A 15329-nucleotide genomic window follows, 5' to 3' on the forward strand; every position below is an offset into this window, starting at 1 on the left:
GGCCCCGTTAACCAGAAGGGCCGAGTGCAGGTGTTGCGAAGGGGCTAGTGCGCAGCACCTTCGGCGTTAGCCGAAGTTGCGAAACGTAGAGTTGCTTGCAACTCGTAGTTCGCAATGCCCCGTAGCAACACCGTAGCGAGGGAACCCGAAGCGCAGCGTAGGGCCCCTGGTGGGGCAAGCCCTTTGGTTACTTTGGGGCGACTGCCAAAGTAACCCGCCGTAAGGGCGGAAAGGTGACTCAGCACCACCCTCGCCAACGGATAATCACCAAAAACCAAAGACCATAAAAAAGGGCACCCGAAGGTGCCCTCATCAACATCAACCAATCAATTCAGAGCAGGCTTGCCATCCCCATTGATCGGGATCCGCTTGGCCTTGGCCTCTTCCGGCACGATCCTCAGCAGATCAATGCTCAGCAGCCCGTTAGCCAGACCAGCCGCCTTGACCTCGATATGGTCAGCCAACCGGAACGACAACTTGAACGCCCGTTGGGCGATGCCCTGATGCAGATAGGTAACGCTTTCAGCGTTGCTGTCACGCTTGCCGCCAGTCACGGTCAAGACGCCTTTTTCCACTTGCAGGTCCAGATCCTGCTCCTGGAAACCTGCCGCAGCAACGACGATTCGATAGTGGTCATCGCCATGTTTTTCAACGTTGTAGGGAGGGTAGCTGCTACCCGCCTCATTACGCGCCGCAGATTCGAACAGGTCGTTGAAACGGTCGAAACCCACGGAATGACGGAACAGTGGAGCCAGAGAAAAAGCAGTAGTCATGATGCATCTCCTGAAAATCAGCGAGGTTGTGTAGTAGCGCGACCCGACTTCGGCATCGCGTACTCCCTAGATAAGGACCCTCGCCTGCTTTTCAAGCAACCCTGCAAAATTTTTTTCAGGCCGCCTCGCAGACCGGCACACCGATCAACTGCCCGACCCGGTCACAGTCGGTTTCCCGGCGCAATTCAGTGAACAGCGCCACCGCCTCGGGGTAGGTGCGGGTCAACATCGCCACCCACTGTTTCAAGCGCCCCGGTGCCTGGCGCGGCGTCATCTGCGCCCGGGCCTGGCCCCAGAAGTCCCGGATCAGCGGCAGCAAGCTGTGCCAGTCCATGGGCACGAACTCGACACCATCACGTTCGGCGGCGATCTGCCGGGCAAGGTCCGGGCGCGAAACCAGGCCACGGCCCAGCATGATGTCTTCAACACCGCTGACTTCTCGGCAACGCCGCCAGTCTTCCAGAGTCCAGACCTCGCCGTTGGCATACACCGGCACCTTGACCACGTCCTGCACCCGCGCCACCCACTCCCAATGGGCAGGCGGCTTGTAGCCGTCGACCTTGGTTCGCGCATGCACCACCAATTGCTCGGCGCCGCCTTCGGCCAGGGCCCGGGCACAGTCCAGGGCGCCGTCGGGGCTGTCGAAGCCCAGGCGCATCTTGGCCGTGACCGGAATATGCGCAGGAACCGCGCGACGCACTTCTCGCAAGATGGCATGCAGCAGCTCTGGTTCCTTGAGCAACACCGCACCGCCACGCGACTTGTTCACGGTCTTGGCCGGACAGCCGAAGTTGAGGTCGATCACCGGCGCGCCCAGCTCACAGGCCAGCACCGCGTTTTCGGCCAGGCACACCGGGTCGGAGCCCAGCAATTGCACGCGCAACGGCACCCCGGCAGCGGTCTGCGCGCCCTGGCTCAGCTCCGGCGCGAGCTTTTCGAAGGTGGCCGCCGGCAACAAGCGGTCGCAGACCCGAATGAACTCGGTGACACACCAGTCGATGCCGCCCACCTGGGTCAGTACGTCGCGAAGAATGTCGTCGACCAGCCCCTCCATCGGGGCCAGGGCAATTTGCATGGGTTGCATCTCGGCTGGAAAAGGCCGGCAGTCTAGCAAAATCCGCGACCTACAGCGCTCCGGCCATCAGCGCCGGGCCATAGCCGTCAATAAACTCGCCCGGCATGCGCTTGGGCCGCCCCGTGGATAACTCAATGCAGACGAAGGTGGTCTGCGCGCGCAGCAAGGTGGTGCCGTCGCTGGGACGAACCAGCTGGAAGCGCCGGGTCATTTTCAGCCGTTGGTCCCAGTCGACGATCCAGGTTGCCAGTTGCAACTCGTCGTCTTCATAGGCGGCGGCAAGGTAGTCGATTTCGTGGCGGACCACGGCCATGGCCCGGTCCAGGCGCCGGTACTCGGCCAGGTCCAGCCCCAGGCGCTGGGAGTGGCGCCAGGCGCAACGCTCAAGCCAAGTGACGTAGACTGCGTTGTTGGCGTGGCCGAGGCCGTCGATGTCGTCGGCAGCGACCCGCAGGTCGATGATGAACGGTGTTGCCAGATCCCAACTCATGCCCGCTCCAGGTCCGTGGTGAACGGGCAGAGTGTACCGGATGCTCAGGCCGATTGCCGCGCCGGTGAACTGCTGCGCTGCAGCAACGCCAGCACCCCCTCGACCAGTTGCGGGTCAGCCAGCACGCGCTGATGGCCGCCGTCAGGCAGGCGCAGCAGGCGGCTGTCGAACCAGGCCCGGTGAATGGCGTCGGACTCCTTGACCGGTACCAGCGGGTCATCCTCGGCATGCACGATCAAGCCAGGCAGCTCCAATTGGTAGCCACTGACATCAAGGCGGGCAATTTGCACACCGACATCACGCTCGATCTGGCGGATAAACGCCGCCCGCGCCCGTGCCGGCATGCCCAGGTGCCGCGCAAAGCCACGGACCACGCCAAGCAACTGGGCTGGCGCGGCGATGCTCACCGCCACTTCGGCGCGCAGGCCCCACTGCAGGGCCAGGAGCATGCTGGCACCGCCCATGGAGTGGCCGATCACCGCCTGCAGCGCCGGCAGTTCGGCGGCGGCCTCAAGCAAGGCCCGGGCAAACAGCACCACATTGGCTTCGCTACCCGGCGAACGGCCATGCGCCGGGCCTTCCAGCGCCACGGCGGTGTAGCCAGCCTCGACCAGGGTGTCGATCAAGCGTGCGAACTGGGTTGGGCGCCCTTCCCAACCGTGCATCAACAGCACCGTCGGGCCCTGACCCCAGCGCAGCGCCGAAAGCCCGAAGCGCAAGGTGATGCGCTCGGCACGGGCCAGCAGTGGCAGCTCCCATTCCCGTGGCGGCAGGTTGCGCGGGGTCATGAAGGCCCGGCGCATCTTGCGCGCGACATGCTCCGGCGCAATGTGCCCAAGGGTGCCGTTGACGCTACGAATCCAGCTCAAGGTATTCATCGCTTTGCTCCGGTGGATAGCGCGTGGTTCAGACAACCGCCGACTTGGCGGCACGCAGGATGCGGTCAGACAGCTCGCCAGTGCCCAAAGCGCGGGCCAGGGCCAGGCCACCGATCATCAGGGCCATGTCGGCCAGGACCTTGTCGGCCTCCTCAGGGCTGTCGGCAAGATTGGCCATCATCAATTCGATGTGCTCGGCCAGCACCGCCCGGAAGGCCTCCGGCAGGCGCGCCATTTCGCCCAGCGAGGTGGGCAGCGGGCAGGCGCGCTCGGTGGCGTCGCGGTGCTTGCGAGAAAGATAAAAGGCGGCGACCAGGGCACGGCGCTCCTCGCCACTCATGTTCGGGTCGACTTCGGCGAGTAGCGCCCGACGCTCGCCCAGCAACTGGCGAAAGGCTTCGAGCATCAGCGCGTCCTTGCTGTCGAAATGGGCGTAAAAGCCTCCGACAGTCAAGCCGGCAGCCCCCATTACCTGATTGACGCTGGGCTCGGCCGGGCCGTGCTGAATCAGCGCACTGCAGGCTGCATCGAGAATCCGTTCGCGGGTTTTCGCCTTTTTGTCGTTCATGCTCGCCTCCAAAATATTATGGTTAGAATATTATTCTCATAATATTTTTCCGCAAGCAGAAAGTGCTGCCGCTTGTCGCGTCAGGCAAGAGAGGGTTGGGGGGAAAGTTTTTTCGAGGCAAAAACAAAAGGCTCATTCAATAATCGAATGAGCCTTGAAATCCCACAAAGTGGGTAAAATGGCGTCCCCTAGGGGACTCGAACCCCTGTTACCGCCGTGAAAGGGCGGTGTCCTAGGCCACTAGACGAAGGGGACTTGTAACCTTCGTGCAGACCCGTTTTCACGAATCCTGGCAAAATTGGTGGAGCTAAGCGGGATCGAACCGCTGACCTCCTGCATGCCATGCAGGCGCTCTCCCAGCTGAGCTATAGCCCCAGATTTTTAGCCTCGCGGCCCAGCAACTTCTTTCGACGTTGCTTGTGTGAAACTGGCGTCCCCTAGGGGACTCGAACCCCTGTTACCGCCGTGAAAGGGCGGTGTCCTAGGCCACTAGACGAAGGGGACGAACCTTCTTACCTTACCAACCTGGTTGCTGGAACCCGGTTGATTTCGCAGTCAGCCTAGCTGACTACGAATCGGAATTTGGTGGAGCTAAGCGGGATCGAACCGCTGACCTCCTGCATGCCATGCAGGCGCTCTCCCAGCTGAGCTATAGCCCCACAATGTCGCTTTGAACTGAACCGCTTGGCTGGGTGCTTCGCGTTTCGTTTCGTTCATCGCTGTGGACGGGGCGCATATTAAGATCGGATGGCGAACCTGTCAAATATATTTTCAACAAAATTCAAAAAAAATTTCCGAGATAACAAACACTTACCGCCCGAAACCGGGAAACACCCCGTATTTACTGGGGTGCAACCGCTCTACTACAGCTAATTCCCTACCCGACATCCTGGCCTCATCGCTGGCAAGCCAGCTCCCACAAAGCTCCCCCGTGAGAGCTGGCTTGCCAGCGATGGGCTGCAAAGCAGCCCTGAAAAGCAATCAGGCGATGGTGCCCAAGAGCTTTTCCCACTCTTTGTTTTCTTTCTTCGACACACCACCAAGCAGGTCCAGGGCCTGGCGCAGGCGGTAGCGGGTCAGGTCCGGGCCAAGGATTTCCATGGCATCGAGCACCGAGACAGAACTGGCCTGGCCGGTGATCGCGGCAAACATCAGCGGCATGGCGTCACGCAGCTTCAGTTCCAGGGCGTCGACAACCGCCTGGATGCAGCCGGTGATACGGTCTTTTTCCCACTGGCGCAGGCTTTCGAGCTTCCACAGGATCAGCTGGATGACCTGGCGTACCTGGTCGGCCGAGAGTTTCTTGCTCTCGAACAGCTTGGCATCGAGCTTGAGGCCACCTTCGAAGAAGAAGCCGCCCAATGGCACAACCTGGCTGAAGGTCTCTACCCTGCCCTGCACGTGCGGTGCGATCTGCATCATGTAGTCGCGATTGAACGCCCACTTCTGCAGGCGCGCGGCGAACTCTTCCACCGGCAGGTCACGCAGCCACTGGCCGTTGAGCCACGACAGCTTCTCGATATCGAAAATCGGCCCGCCGAGGGAGACGCGCGACAAGTCGAAGTGCTCGACCATCTCGGCCAGGGAGAACTTCTCGCGCTCGTCCGGCATCGACCAGCCCATGCGGCCCAGGTAGTTGAGCATGGCTTCAGGCATGAAGCCCATGCGCTCGTAGAAGGTCACCGAGGTCGGGTTCTTGCGCTTGGACAGCTTGCTCTTGTCCGGGTTACGCAGCAGCGGCATGTAGCACAGGGCCGGTTGTTCCCAGCCGAAGTACTCGTACAGCTTGATCAGCTTGGGCGCCGACGGCAGCCACTCTTCGCCGCGCAGCACGTGGGTGATGCCCATCAGGTGGTCATCGACGACGTTGGCCAGGAAGTAGGTAGGCAGGCCGTCGGTTTTCATCAGTACCTGCATGTCCATGCGATCCCACGGAATCTCGACGTCGCCACGGAGCATGTCCGGGACCACGCAGACGCCTTCGCTCGGCACTTTCATGCGGATCACGTGCGGCTCGCCAGCGGCCAGGCGGCGCTGCACTTCTTCTGCCGACAGCAGCAAGGCGCGGCCGTCGTAGCGCGGGGTTTCGCCGCGGGCCATCTGCTCGGCGCGCATCTGGTCGAGCTCTTCGGCGGTGCAGAAGCACGGGAAGGCGTGACCAAGGTCAACCAGCTGCTGGGCATACTGCTTGTAGATATCGCCGCGCTCGCTCTGCCGGTAAGGGCCGTGCGGGCCGCCGACGTCCGGACCTTCGCTCCACTCGATGCCGAGCCAGCGCAGGGCGTCGAAGATCTGCTGTTCCGACTCGCGGGTCGAACGCAACTGGTCGGTATCTTCGATACGCAGGATGAACTCGCCGCCGTGCTGCTTGGCAAAGCAGTAGTTGAACAGGGCAATGTAAGCGGTGCCGACGTGGGGATCGCCAGTAGGCGATGGCGCGATACGCGTGCGAACGGTGGTCATGGACAGTCTCGAACTAGAGATGAAACAAAGGCGGGATGTTAACAGGGAGCGGGCATCGGGCTCCAGCAATGGGCGCGATCGTCGCCCTCACGCCGTGATCATGCGCTCGCGCAACGCGGTAATTTCGTCGCGCAGTTGCGCCGCCGCCTCGAACTCCAGGTCGCGCGCCAGCTGGTACATCTTCTCTTCCAGCTGCTTGATGCGCTTGGCGATCTCGCCCGGTGAGCGCAGCTCGGCTTCGTAACGGGCGCTCTCCTCTGCCGCCTTGGCCATGCCCTTGCGCTTCTTGCTGCGCGAGCCGGGCACGTTGGCGCCTTCCATGATGTCGGTGATGTCCTTGACCACGCCCTTGGGCACGATGCCATTGGCGGCGTTGAAGGCAATCTGTTTGTCGCGGCGCCGCTCGGTCTCGCCAATCGCCCGCTGCATGGAGCCGGTCATGTTGTCGGCATAGAGGATCGCGCGACCATTGAGGTTACGCGCGGCGCGGCCGATGGTCTGGATCAGCGAACGCTCGGAACGCAGGAAGCCTTCCTTGTCGGCATCGAGGATCGCCACCAGCGACACCTCGGGCATGTCCAGGCCTTCACGCAGCAGGTTGATGCCCACCAGCACATCGAAGGTGCCCAGGCGCAGGTCGCGGATGATCTCGACCCGCTCGACGGTGTCGATGTCCGAGTGCAGGTAGCGCACGCGCACGTCGTGGTCGGCCAGGTAGTCGGTGAGGTCTTCGGCCATGCGCTTGGTCAGGGTGGTCACCAGCACCCGCTCTTCCACCGCCACGCGCTTGCGAATCTCCGAGAGCAGATCGTCGACCTGGGTGGTGGCCGGGCGCACCTCGACCTGCGGGTCGACCAGGCCGGTCGGGCGCACTACCTGCTCAACCACGCGGCCGGCATGTTCGGCTTCGTAGTTGCCCGGGGTCGCCGAGACAAAGATGGTCTGCGGGCTGACCGCCTCCCATTCATCGAAACGCATCGGCCGGTTGTCCAGCGCCGAAGGCAGGCGAAAGCCGTACTCGACCAGGGTTTCCTTGCGCGAGCGGTCGCCCTTGTACATGGCGCCGACTTGCGGAACGCTGACGTGGGATTCGTCGATCACCAGCAGGGCGTCGTCCGGCAGGTAGTCGTAGAGGGTCGGTGGCGGCGCACCGGCCGGGCGCCCGGAGAGGTAGCGCGAGTAGTTTTCGATGCCGTTGCAGTAGCCCAGCTCAAGGATCATCTCCAGGTCGAAGCGGGTGCGTTGCTCCAGGCGCTGGGCTTCGACCAGCTTGTTGCTCTTGTGCAGGTACTCAAGGCGCTGGGCCAGTTCTTCCTTGATGCCGTCCACCGCCTCGAGCAGGGTCTCGCGCGGGGTCACGTAGTGGCTCTTGGGGTAGAAGGTGAAGCGCGGCAGCTTGCGGATCACTTCGCCGGTCAGCGGATCGAAGGCGGCGATGTTCTCCACCTCGTCGTCGAACAGCTCGATGCGGATGGCTTCCAGGTCCGATTCGGCCGGGAAGATATCGATCACATCACCGCGCACGCGGAAGGTGGCGCGGGCAAAGTCCATCTCGTTGCGGGTGTACTGCAGGTCGGCCAGGCGACGCAGCAGCGCGCGCTGGTCGAGCTTGTCGCCGCGATCCACGTGCAGGACCATCTTCAGGTAGGTTTCCGGGCTGCCCAGGCCATAGATGCAGGAAACGGTGGTGACGATGATCGCATCGCGCCGCTCCAGCAGCGCCTTGGTCGCCGACAGGCGCATCTGCTCGATATGGTCGTTGATCGAGGCGTCCTTCTCGATGAAGGTGTCGGAGGACGGCACGTAGGCTTCAGGCTGGTAGTAGTCGTAATAGGAAACGAAATACTCCACGGCGTTGTTCGGGAAGAACGCCTTGAACTCGCCGTACAGCTGCGCTGCCAGGGTCTTGTTCGGCGCCAGCACCAGGGTCGGGCGCTGCACCTGGGCGATCACGTTGGCGATGCTGAAGGTCTTGCCCGAGCCGGTCACCCCGAGCAGGGTCTGGTGCGCAAGGCCCGCCTCGATTCCTTCGACCATCAGGCGAATGGCCTCGGGCTGGTCGCCGGCCGGCTGGAAACGGGTGACGAGCTGGAACTCGGACATGACAAACCTCTGTGTGATCGCGATGGTTTCATCGCTGGCGCGGGCAACTGTATTTATAGACAGTAGTTATACCGAATTTAGGGCCCCGAGCGCCAGTTTCAACTCAGTGTTGCGGGCATTTCTGACGATGGACCGGTGAAATCGACTAACGGTCGAAAAATATTCGGCCAAACAGCAGGAAAAGCTGCGACAGACTGTCGCCGTGACCAGCCGGTATCACTATACTGACTCCCCGTTTGTGCACCGCTCTAGTGCAAGCGACTGGAGCGTGCGATCTCTTCCACTCTCCATTCAGAGCCAAGGTAATAATGAGCCTGTTTTCCGCTGTCGAGCTGGCACCACGCGACCCCATTCTGGGCCTCAACGAAGCTTTCAACGCCGATACCCGTAGCAACAAGGTCAACCTGGGTGTGGGTGTTTACTGCAACGAAGAAGGGCGTATCCCACTGCTGCGCGCAGTGATCGAAGCCGAAACCCAGCGCGCTGCCCAGCACGCTTCCCGCGGTTACCTGCCGATCGACGGTATCGTCGCTTATGACCAGGCCGTGCAGAAGCTGCTGTTCGGTGCCGAGTCGCCGCTGTTGAGCGCCGGTCGCGTGATCACCACCCAGGCCGTCGGCGGTACCGGCGCCCTGAAGATCGGCGCCGACTTCCTCAAGCAACTGTCGCCGAACGCCGTCGTCGCCATCAGCGACCCGAGCTGGGAAAACCACCGCGCGCTGTTTGAAACCGCCGGTTTCCCGGTGCAGAACTACCGCTACTACGACGCCGCCACCCACGACGTCAACCGCAGCGGCATGCTCGAAGACCTCAACGCCCTGCCGTCCGGCTCGATCATTGTGCTGCACGCCTGCTGCCACAACCCGACCGGTGTCGACCTGACCCCGCAAGACTGGAAAAACGTCCTCGAAGTAATCAAGGCCAAAGGCCACGTGCCGTTCCTCGACATGGCCTACCAGGGCTTTGGCGACGGCATCAGCGAAGACGCCGCCGCCGTACGCCTGTTCGCCGAGTCGGGCCTGAACTTCTTCGTTTCCAGCTCGTTCTCCAAGTCCTTCTCGCTGTACGGCGAACGCGTTGGCGCACTGTCGATCGTCACCGAGTCCAAGGAAGAGGCCACTCGCGTGCTGTCGCAGGTCAAGCGCGTGATCCGCACCAACTATTCCAACCCGCCAACCCATGGCGCCACCATCGTCGCCACCGTGCTCAACAGCCCAGAGCTGCGCACGATGTGGGAAGACGAGCTGGCCGAGATGCGCCTGCGCATCCACGGCATGCGCAAGCAGATGGTCGAGCTGCTGGCCCAGTACGGCGCCAAGCAGGACTTCAGCTTCGTCGGTCGCCAGTGCGGCATGTTCTCCTACTCGGGCCTCACCGTTGAGCAGGTCGCCCGCCTGAAGAACGAATTCGGTATCTATGCGCTGGATACCGGCCGCATCTGTGTCGCCTCGCTCAACCAAAGCAACATCCATGTGGTGACCAAGGCGATCGTTGAGGTTCTGTAATTACTGAAATGCACGGGGGAGGCTTGACTTCCCCTTAGCAATCAGTAAGATACGCCACAGATTCCGCGATAGCTCAGTCGGTAGAGCAAATGACTGTTAATCATTGGGTCCCAGGTTCGAGTCCTGGTCGCGGAGCCAAACACCTGAAAAACCTCCAGTTGCCCTGAGCACTGGAGGTTTTTTCGTTTCTGCCCGAACAGAAGTTTCGCTACTGGCTATAGGGCTCGGTCACCGGCAGCAGCTCATCCACCAGGCTCCATACCGGCAACCTGGCCAATGGGGTAGAAGCGGCCACCACTCCAGACACCCAGCCACTGCTGGCCATCAATCTGCCGCGGCACCGCCAGCTCGACCAACTGGTAGAAGACGTTGCGGTGGATCAGCGCTTCGAGGTTGCTGCGCATGTGCACATACGGCGAAGGCTCCTGGGTTTGCGCATCGATCTCAAAGCGTAGCGGATGCTCGGGGCCAGCCTCGACCTGGTCGTCGACATTGCTGGTAAAACGCAGCAGCTGCTGCTCGCCTTCGCCCTGCACTTCAAGGCTGACAGCGACAAAGGGCGCGTCATCGACCTTGATACCGACCTTCTCCACCGGCGTCACCAGGAAGTAGTCGTCACCGTCGCGGCGAATGATGGTCGAGAACAGCCGCACCATCGGTTTTCGCCCGATTGGCGTACCCAGGTAGTACCAGGTGCCATCGCGGGCGATGCGCATGTCGATGTCGCCGCAAAAATCCGGGTTCCACAGATGCACGGGCGGCAGGCCTTTTTCTGCCTTGGGAATCTGCGCCAGCAGATCACTGGCCTTGCCGGTATCTTGCATCACCCTCTCCTCAACGACTCATGCCTAACAGGCTGCGAGCGTAATCCTCAAGCGGGGACCTGAGCAAATCTTCCGGCTTGTTGTCATGGAACGTCAGCAAACCGCCGCGGCTTTTGATCTGCGCGGTGTCGATCAGGTAACGGGTGCTGGTTTCGATCAGCATCAGTTGCACCACCCCGGTATCGATGCCCAGGCGGTCAACCGCCTGTTCGTCGTACCACTCATCGCCATTGCCGATGCGATCATCGGTGCGGGCAAAGCGGGTGTACAGCAGGTAATGGGCGCCGACTTCACGCGCCTCGATCAGCGCCTGCTCCAGGCCCAACGGCGCCGGGGCGCGGCGAACCAGGGGGAAGTACTCGATAAAACCCTTGAAGGCCTCTTCGGCCACCACGTTAGGGCGCGGATACGGGCCCTTGCCCGGCGGCACGAAGGCACCCTGGCCAATGTAAATGAATGAATCAGGCTGCAGGCGCACCGACAGCGAACGACGGGTGTCGCTGTGATCGAGCAGACCGGCATCGCTCATGTGATATCGGGCGCCCTCGCCCATATCGCTGACATTCATGCAGCCGCCCAGCGCCGTCAGCGCCAGCAGCAAAACCAGGCTACGCATCTATCCTCCAGTGGCCGGTGACGGAAAACCGGCGAACGGCTGGCAGATGCAGCTTTTGCGCCAGTCTTAGCCGCCAATGATCTTCATCACCGTCGCGCCGCCGGAAAACGCCACCGACTGCTTGTCGCCAAGGGCTTTGACCAGCAAGCCCTGCAGCGCCGGCAAGGCCTGATGGCGCGGCTTGTCGAGCAGATCGCCGATATAGTGACGGTTGCTCGACGACAGGCAACCGTGCAGCCACCCGGTGGACGACAGGCGCAAGCGCGAGCAGGTGCGGCAGAACGGTACGCTCTCGTTGGCGATAATGCCGAAGTAGCCCTGCCCCGGGATCTGATAGCGCAAGGCGGTGGCATCCACCGGTGCATTGGCCTGCAGGTACTCGTACTGCCCGCCAATCAATTGCAACAGGTGCTCGAGGCTGACGAACTGCTGCAAAAAGGCATTGCTGTCGCGAGCCAGGTGCCCCATGCGCATCAGCTCGATGAAGCGCAGCTCGTAGCCGTGGGCCAGGCAATACTCCAGCAGCGGCAGGACCTGGTCGAAGTTCTGCCCGCGCAGCGGCACCATGTTGACCTTGATCTTCATGCCCGCGGCGCTGGCCTGGCTCATGCCGTCCAGCACGGTGGCCAGGTCGCCGCCACGGGCAATGCGCCGGAAGGCGTCCGGGTCAAGAGTATCGAGGGAAACGTTAAGACGACGGATACCCGCCGCGCGCAGCAAGGGCAGCTTGCGCGCCAGCAACTGACCATTGGTGGTCAGGCTGATTTCATCCAGGCCGAGGGTGGCGATTGAAGCGAGGAAGGTTTCAAGCTTGGGGCTGACCAGCGGCTCGCCACCAGTGACGCGCACCCGCTCGATGCCGGCAGCCTCCACCAGGTAAGCCACGCCACGGGCCATGGCCTCGGCCGAGAGCTCGTCCTGGGCCGCGACCAGACGCTTGCCGTCCGGCACACAATAGGTACAGGCGTAGTTGCAGGCAGCCGTCAGGCTGACACGCAAATTGCGAAAACGCCTGCCTTGGCGGTCGACGATCATGGGTGACTCCGGCATGGGTGAATCGGGCCTGCAAAACCTGACTCAAAAATCAGGTTTTTGCAAGCCTCATACCTGAGTATATTCCTCGCCACCCAATCCCAGTAGCGCCATGGTTTGGCTGGATGTCTCAGCTACCGGTGCTATCCGGGTCGCGCTTGCGCTTGTTGCCCATGCGCACGCCGATGTCCATGAGGAACTGGAAGAAGCCTTCCTGATCTTCCAGCACATTGCTCCAGAACGGCGAGTGATAGAGCGCCACCGCCCCATGCACCAGTGCCCAGGCAGCGCAGTAATGGAAGTACGGCGGCACGTCTTCGAGCTTGCCTTCGCTGATGCGGCCCTTGATCAGCAGGGTCAGGCGGTCGAAGTTGGAGGCGCGGATCTTGTGCAGCTCCCCGACCATCTCCGGCACCTGGTTGCCCTTGACCACCTTCTCTTCGAGGCGGTCGAACAGGCGGTAGCGCTGCGGATCACGCATGCGGAATTCGAAGTAGGCGCGCGACAGGGCTTCCTTGTCGCGGTCGACGTCGGCAGAGTGCAGCAGTTCGTTCAAATCGCGCTCGTAGTCGAGCATCAGGCGCAGGTAGATCTCCGCCTTGGATTTGAAGTGCTTGTAGATCGTGCCTTTGCCGATACCGACGGCATCAGCGATCATCTCGACGGTGACACTGTCTTCACCCTGTTCGAGAAACAGCTTGAGCGCGGTATCGAGAATTTCTTGCTCACGGCGACGAAACTCACGGACCTTACGAGGTTCTTTCTGCATAAGAAGGACTGGATCAAAATCGAAGCCGGTTATTATGCCTAACTTGCGCCAAAATGCACGGATCATCCAACCATGTCTATGTTTCTTGATGAGTTTGAACAGGCCCCGGGCCTTCGCTATCTGAACCATGCTGCCGTGGCACCCTGGCCGAAACGCGCCAGCCAGGCGGTTTCGCGCTTCGCCAACGAGAACGTTTTGCTCGGCGCAAGGGACTATCCGGACTGGCTGGCCATGGAGCAGCGTCTACGTGAACGCCTGATGCGCCTGACGAACGCACCGTCGACGGATGACATTGCCTTGGTCAAGAACACCTCCGAGGCATTGTCTTTCGTCGCCTTCGGCATCGACTGGCAGGCCGGCGACCAGATCGTCATCAGCGACGAAGAGTTCCCTTCCAACCGGATCGTTTGGGAGGCCCTGGCCGACAAAGGCGTCAGCGTCATTCAGGTCAGCCTCAAGGGCAGCGACCCGGAAGGCGCCTTACTGGCTGCCTGCGGCCCCAAGGTACGCCTGCTGGCGATCAGCGCCGTGCAGTTCGCCAGCGGCCTGCGCCTGGACCTGCCGCGCCTGGGCCAAGGCTGCCGTGATCGCGAAGTGCTGTTCTGCATCGACGCCATCCAGCAATTGGGCGCCCTGCCCTTCGACGTCCAGGCCTATCAATGCGACTTCGCCATGGCGGATGGCCATAAATGGCTGCTCGGTCCGGAAGGCCTGGGGGTGTTCTATTGCCGCGCCGAGGTGCGCCCGCTGCTCAAGCTCAGCGAGTACGGCTGGCACATGCTCGAGCACATGGGCGACTACACCCGCAGTGAATGGCAACCGGCCCACAGCGCCCGGCGCTTTGAATGTGGCAGCCCGAACATGCTCGGGGCCGCGGCACTGGAAGCCAGCCTGTCGTTGCTCGAAGACGTGGGAATGGATCGCGTGGCAGCCGAGCTGCAGGAACGGGTGCAGTGGCTCAATGAGGGCCTGGCCGCAATACCCGGGGTAACGCTGCACAACCCGCAAGACCCGGCGCGCCGCTCAGGGATTGTGTCCTTCAGCATTGAAGGGGTTGAAAACCTGCAGGTCTATCAGCAGCTCAAGCAGCAACAGGTGATATGCATCCCACGAGGCCCGGGCGTTCGATTTTCCCCGCACTTCTACACACCTAAGCAGATAATCGAAGAAACTCTGGCGATTGTGCGGCAGATTGCAGAGCGATGAGTGCTCAGCAGCCGCAGCCGTATTCCAAATCTGTTTAAAAAACGAGCAGCTGATGCTGGCGGCGCGCCAATCCTGACCAATACTTCAGGTGTTGACGCGGCGCATCCCCCCAAGTGGCGCGTCGATAAAGGTGCTCAGGGACCGCGTACCTTTGTTTTACTCCTAATGGTCTTAACCCGGATTCACCCCCCAGAACCCGGGTTTTTTTTGCCTGTTTTTCAGCAGGCGAACTCAGCTTACCCGCGCCAACGGAAACAGCCGCTTGAAGTTCGCGGTGGTCTGCTCGGCCAATTGCTCATAGCCCTCGCCGCGTACCATCGCCACGAACTCCGCCACTTCCCGTACGTATTGCGGCAGGTTGGCTTTACCGCGATAGGGAATGGGTGCCAGGTACGGCGAATCGGTCTCGACCAGCAGGCGATCGGCCGGTACTTGCCGCGCCACGTCGCGCAGTGCATCGGCATTGCGGAAGGTGACAATGCCCGACAACGAGATGTAATAGCCCAGGTCCAGCGCCGCCCTGGCCATGTCCCAGTCTTCGGTGAAGCAGTGCAGCACGCCGGCCTGCGGCAAATCTGCTTCGCGCAGCAGTGCCAGGGTATCGGCACGCGCCGCGCGGGTATGGATGACCACCGGCTTGCCCGTGACCTTCGCCGCCTCCAGGTGCAGGCGGAACGAGTCCTGCTGCACCTGGGCCGCTTCCGGTTCGTAGTGATAGTCCAGGCCGGTTTCACCGATGGCCACCACGTGCGGGTGCTCAAGCTCCTTGAGCAACCAGTCCAGCGCCGGCGCACCGTCAGGGGTGAGGTCCAGCGGGTGGATACCCACTGAACAGTCGACATCGCTGTAGCGCTCGCTGAGGTCCTTGACCGCCTGGGCGTTGTCGGCGCTGACGCCGATGCACAGAAAGTGCCCGACGCCACGCGCGCGGGCAGCATCAAGCGCCGCATCCAGGGAGCCCTGGTGGGCGGTAAGGTCTAGACGGTCGAGGTGGCAATGGGAATCTACAAGCATGGGCACATGACAA

General features: G+C 61.8%; 14 protein-coding genes and 5 tRNA genes. 3 read left to right on the top strand and 16 right to left on the bottom strand.

Annotated elements, in window-relative coordinates:
• Nucleotides 1-326: 326 nt before the first annotated feature.
• The 11 genes from KHO53_RS02545 to uvrB all read right to left on the bottom strand — a co-directional run bounded on the left by KHO53_RS02545 (nt 327) and on the right by uvrB (nt 8350).
• Nucleotides 327-773, bottom strand: coding sequence for an Hsp20 family protein (locus tag KHO53_RS02545; protein WP_010223248.1), 447 nt, complete (start codon nt 771-773; stop codon nt 327-329).
• Between the two features lie 115 nt (nt 774-888).
• Nucleotides 889-1848 (bottom strand): tRNA dihydrouridine synthase, encoded by a 960-nt coding sequence (locus KHO53_RS02550; protein WP_100782041.1) that lies wholly within the window; start codon nt 1846-1848, stop codon nt 889-891.
• A 49-nt stretch (nt 1849-1897) separates the two neighbouring features.
• Complete coding sequence (locus tag KHO53_RS02555; RefSeq protein WP_036996474.1) at nt 1898-2338, bottom strand: acyl-CoA thioesterase; 441 nt, start codon at nt 2336-2338, stop codon at nt 1898-1900.
• A 44-nt stretch (nt 2339-2382) separates the two neighbouring features.
• On the bottom strand, nt 2383-3216 hold the full coding sequence (locus KHO53_RS02560) for an alpha/beta fold hydrolase (RefSeq protein WP_036996475.1): 834 nt from the start codon (nt 3214-3216) through the stop codon (nt 2383-2385).
• Nucleotides 3217-3244: 28 nt separating this feature from the next.
• Complete coding sequence (locus tag KHO53_RS02565; RefSeq protein WP_213569945.1) at nt 3245-3784, bottom strand: TetR/AcrR family transcriptional regulator; 540 nt, start codon at nt 3782-3784, stop codon at nt 3245-3247.
• Nucleotides 3785-3963: 179 nt separating this feature from the next.
• Nucleotides 3964-4039: transfer RNA gene (locus tag KHO53_RS02570), tRNA-Glu, on the bottom strand.
• 44 nt (nt 4040-4083) lie between these two features.
• Nucleotides 4084-4159 (bottom strand) — tRNA-Ala (locus KHO53_RS02575).
• 53 nt (nt 4160-4212) lie between these two features.
• Nucleotides 4213-4288: transfer RNA gene (locus KHO53_RS02580), tRNA-Glu, on the bottom strand.
• 79 nt (nt 4289-4367) lie between these two features.
• Nucleotides 4368-4443 (bottom strand) — tRNA-Ala (locus KHO53_RS02585).
• Nucleotides 4444-4765: 322 nt separating this feature from the next.
• Nucleotides 4766-6247 (bottom strand): glutamate--tRNA ligase, encoded by a 1482-nt coding sequence (gltX, locus tag KHO53_RS02590; protein WP_100782042.1) that lies wholly within the window; start codon nt 6245-6247, stop codon nt 4766-4768.
• Between the two features lie 87 nt (nt 6248-6334).
• Nucleotides 6335-8350 carry an excinuclease ABC subunit UvrB gene (gene uvrB, locus KHO53_RS02595; protein WP_213569946.1) on the bottom strand — a complete coding sequence of 672 codons (2016 nt, stop codon included), beginning with the start codon at nt 8348-8350 and terminating at the stop codon, nt 6335-6337.
• A gap of 308 nt (nt 8351-8658) precedes the next feature.
• Between uvrB and KHO53_RS02600 the strand changes: the two genes are divergently transcribed.
• Both KHO53_RS02600 and KHO53_RS02605 read left to right on the top strand, forming a co-directional pair.
• Nucleotides 8659-9855, top strand: a complete 1197-nt coding sequence (locus KHO53_RS02600) for an amino acid aminotransferase (protein WP_010223238.1) — start codon at nt 8659-8661, stop codon at nt 9853-9855.
• Nucleotides 9856-9917: 62 nt separating this feature from the next.
• Nucleotides 9918-9993, top strand: a tRNA-Asn gene (locus tag KHO53_RS02605).
• 104 nt (nt 9994-10097) lie between these two features.
• Here KHO53_RS02605 and KHO53_RS02610 read toward each other — a convergent pair.
• From KHO53_RS02610 to KHO53_RS02625, 4 genes are all read right to left on the bottom strand, one after another.
• On the bottom strand, nt 10098-10679 hold the full coding sequence (locus KHO53_RS02610) for a DUF1285 domain-containing protein (RefSeq protein WP_010223237.1): 582 nt from the start codon (nt 10677-10679) through the stop codon (nt 10098-10100).
• Nucleotides 10680-10689: 10 nt separating this feature from the next.
• Nucleotides 10690-11295 (bottom strand): DUF4823 domain-containing protein, encoded by a 606-nt coding sequence (locus KHO53_RS02615; RefSeq protein ID WP_036996478.1) that lies wholly within the window; start codon nt 11293-11295, stop codon nt 10690-10692.
• A 66-nt stretch (nt 11296-11361) separates the two neighbouring features.
• Entirely contained in the window at nt 11362-12330 is a 969-nt protein-coding gene (locus KHO53_RS02620) for a GTP 3',8-cyclase MoaA (RefSeq protein WP_010223235.1), read from the bottom strand.
• Between the two features lie 127 nt (nt 12331-12457).
• On the bottom strand, nt 12458-13096 hold the full coding sequence (locus KHO53_RS02625; protein ID WP_010223234.1) for a TetR/AcrR family transcriptional regulator: 639 nt from the start codon (nt 13094-13096) through the stop codon (nt 12458-12460).
• Nucleotides 13097-13168: 72 nt separating this feature from the next.
• On the opposite strand from KHO53_RS02625, the gene KHO53_RS02630 reads away from it, so the two are divergent.
• Nucleotides 13169-14302 (top strand): aminotransferase class V-fold PLP-dependent enzyme, encoded by a 1134-nt coding sequence (locus tag KHO53_RS02630; protein ID WP_036996480.1) that lies wholly within the window; start codon nt 13169-13171, stop codon nt 14300-14302.
• A gap of 231 nt (nt 14303-14533) precedes the next feature.
• Here the strand turns inward: KHO53_RS02630 and KHO53_RS02635 are convergent, their stop codons facing one another.
• Nucleotides 14534-15316 carry a TatD family hydrolase gene (locus KHO53_RS02635; protein ID WP_036996481.1) on the bottom strand — a complete coding sequence of 261 codons (783 nt, stop codon included), beginning with the start codon at nt 15314-15316 and terminating at the stop codon, nt 14534-14536.
• Nucleotides 15317-15329: the final 13 nt, after the last annotated feature.

The organism is Pseudomonas sp. RC2C2 (genome assembly GCF_018390435.1).
GTDB lineage: Bacteria > Pseudomonadota > Gammaproteobacteria > Pseudomonadales > Pseudomonadaceae > Aquipseudomonas > Aquipseudomonas donghuensis.

Coding starts and splice junctions, on each gene's coding strand:
- KHO53_RS02545 (WP_010223248.1), bottom strand. CDS start 773: ATGACTACTGCTTTTTCTCTGGCTCCACTGTTCCGTCATTCCGTGGGT.
- KHO53_RS02550 (WP_100782041.1), bottom strand. CDS start 1,848: ATGCAAATTGCCCTGGCCCCGATGGAGGGGCTGGTCGACGACATTCTT.
- KHO53_RS02555 (WP_036996474.1), bottom strand. CDS start 2,338: ATGAGTTGGGATCTGGCAACACCGTTCATCATCGACCTGCGGGTCGCT.
- KHO53_RS02560 (WP_036996475.1), bottom strand. CDS start 3,216: ATGAATACCTTGAGCTGGATTCGTAGCGTCAACGGCACCCTTGGGCAC.
- KHO53_RS02565 (WP_213569945.1), bottom strand. CDS start 3,784: ATGAACGACAAAAAGGCGAAAACCCGCGAACGGATTCTCGATGCAGCC.
- gltX (WP_100782042.1), bottom strand. CDS start 6,247: ATGACCACCGTTCGCACGCGTATCGCGCCATCGCCTACTGGCGATCCC.
- uvrB (WP_213569946.1), bottom strand. CDS start 8,350: ATGTCCGAGTTCCAGCTCGTCACCCGTTTCCAGCCGGCCGGCGACCAG.
- KHO53_RS02600 (WP_010223238.1), top strand. CDS start 8,659: ATGAGCCTGTTTTCCGCTGTCGAGCTGGCACCACGCGACCCCATTCTG.
- KHO53_RS02610 (WP_010223237.1), bottom strand. CDS start 10,679: ATGCAAGATACCGGCAAGGCCAGTGATCTGCTGGCGCAGATTCCCAAG.
- KHO53_RS02615 (WP_036996478.1), bottom strand. CDS start 11,295: ATGCGTAGCCTGGTTTTGCTGCTGGCGCTGACGGCGCTGGGCGGCTGC.
- KHO53_RS02620 (WP_010223235.1), bottom strand. CDS start 12,330: ATGATCGTCGACCGCCAAGGCAGGCGTTTTCGCAATTTGCGTGTCAGC.
- KHO53_RS02625 (WP_010223234.1), bottom strand. CDS start 13,096: ATGCAGAAAGAACCTCGTAAGGTCCGTGAGTTTCGTCGCCGTGAGCAA.
- KHO53_RS02630 (WP_036996480.1), top strand. CDS start 13,169: ATGTCTATGTTTCTTGATGAGTTTGAACAGGCCCCGGGCCTTCGCTAT.
- KHO53_RS02635 (WP_036996481.1), bottom strand. CDS start 15,316: ATGCTTGTAGATTCCCATTGCCACCTCGACCGTCTAGACCTTACCGCC.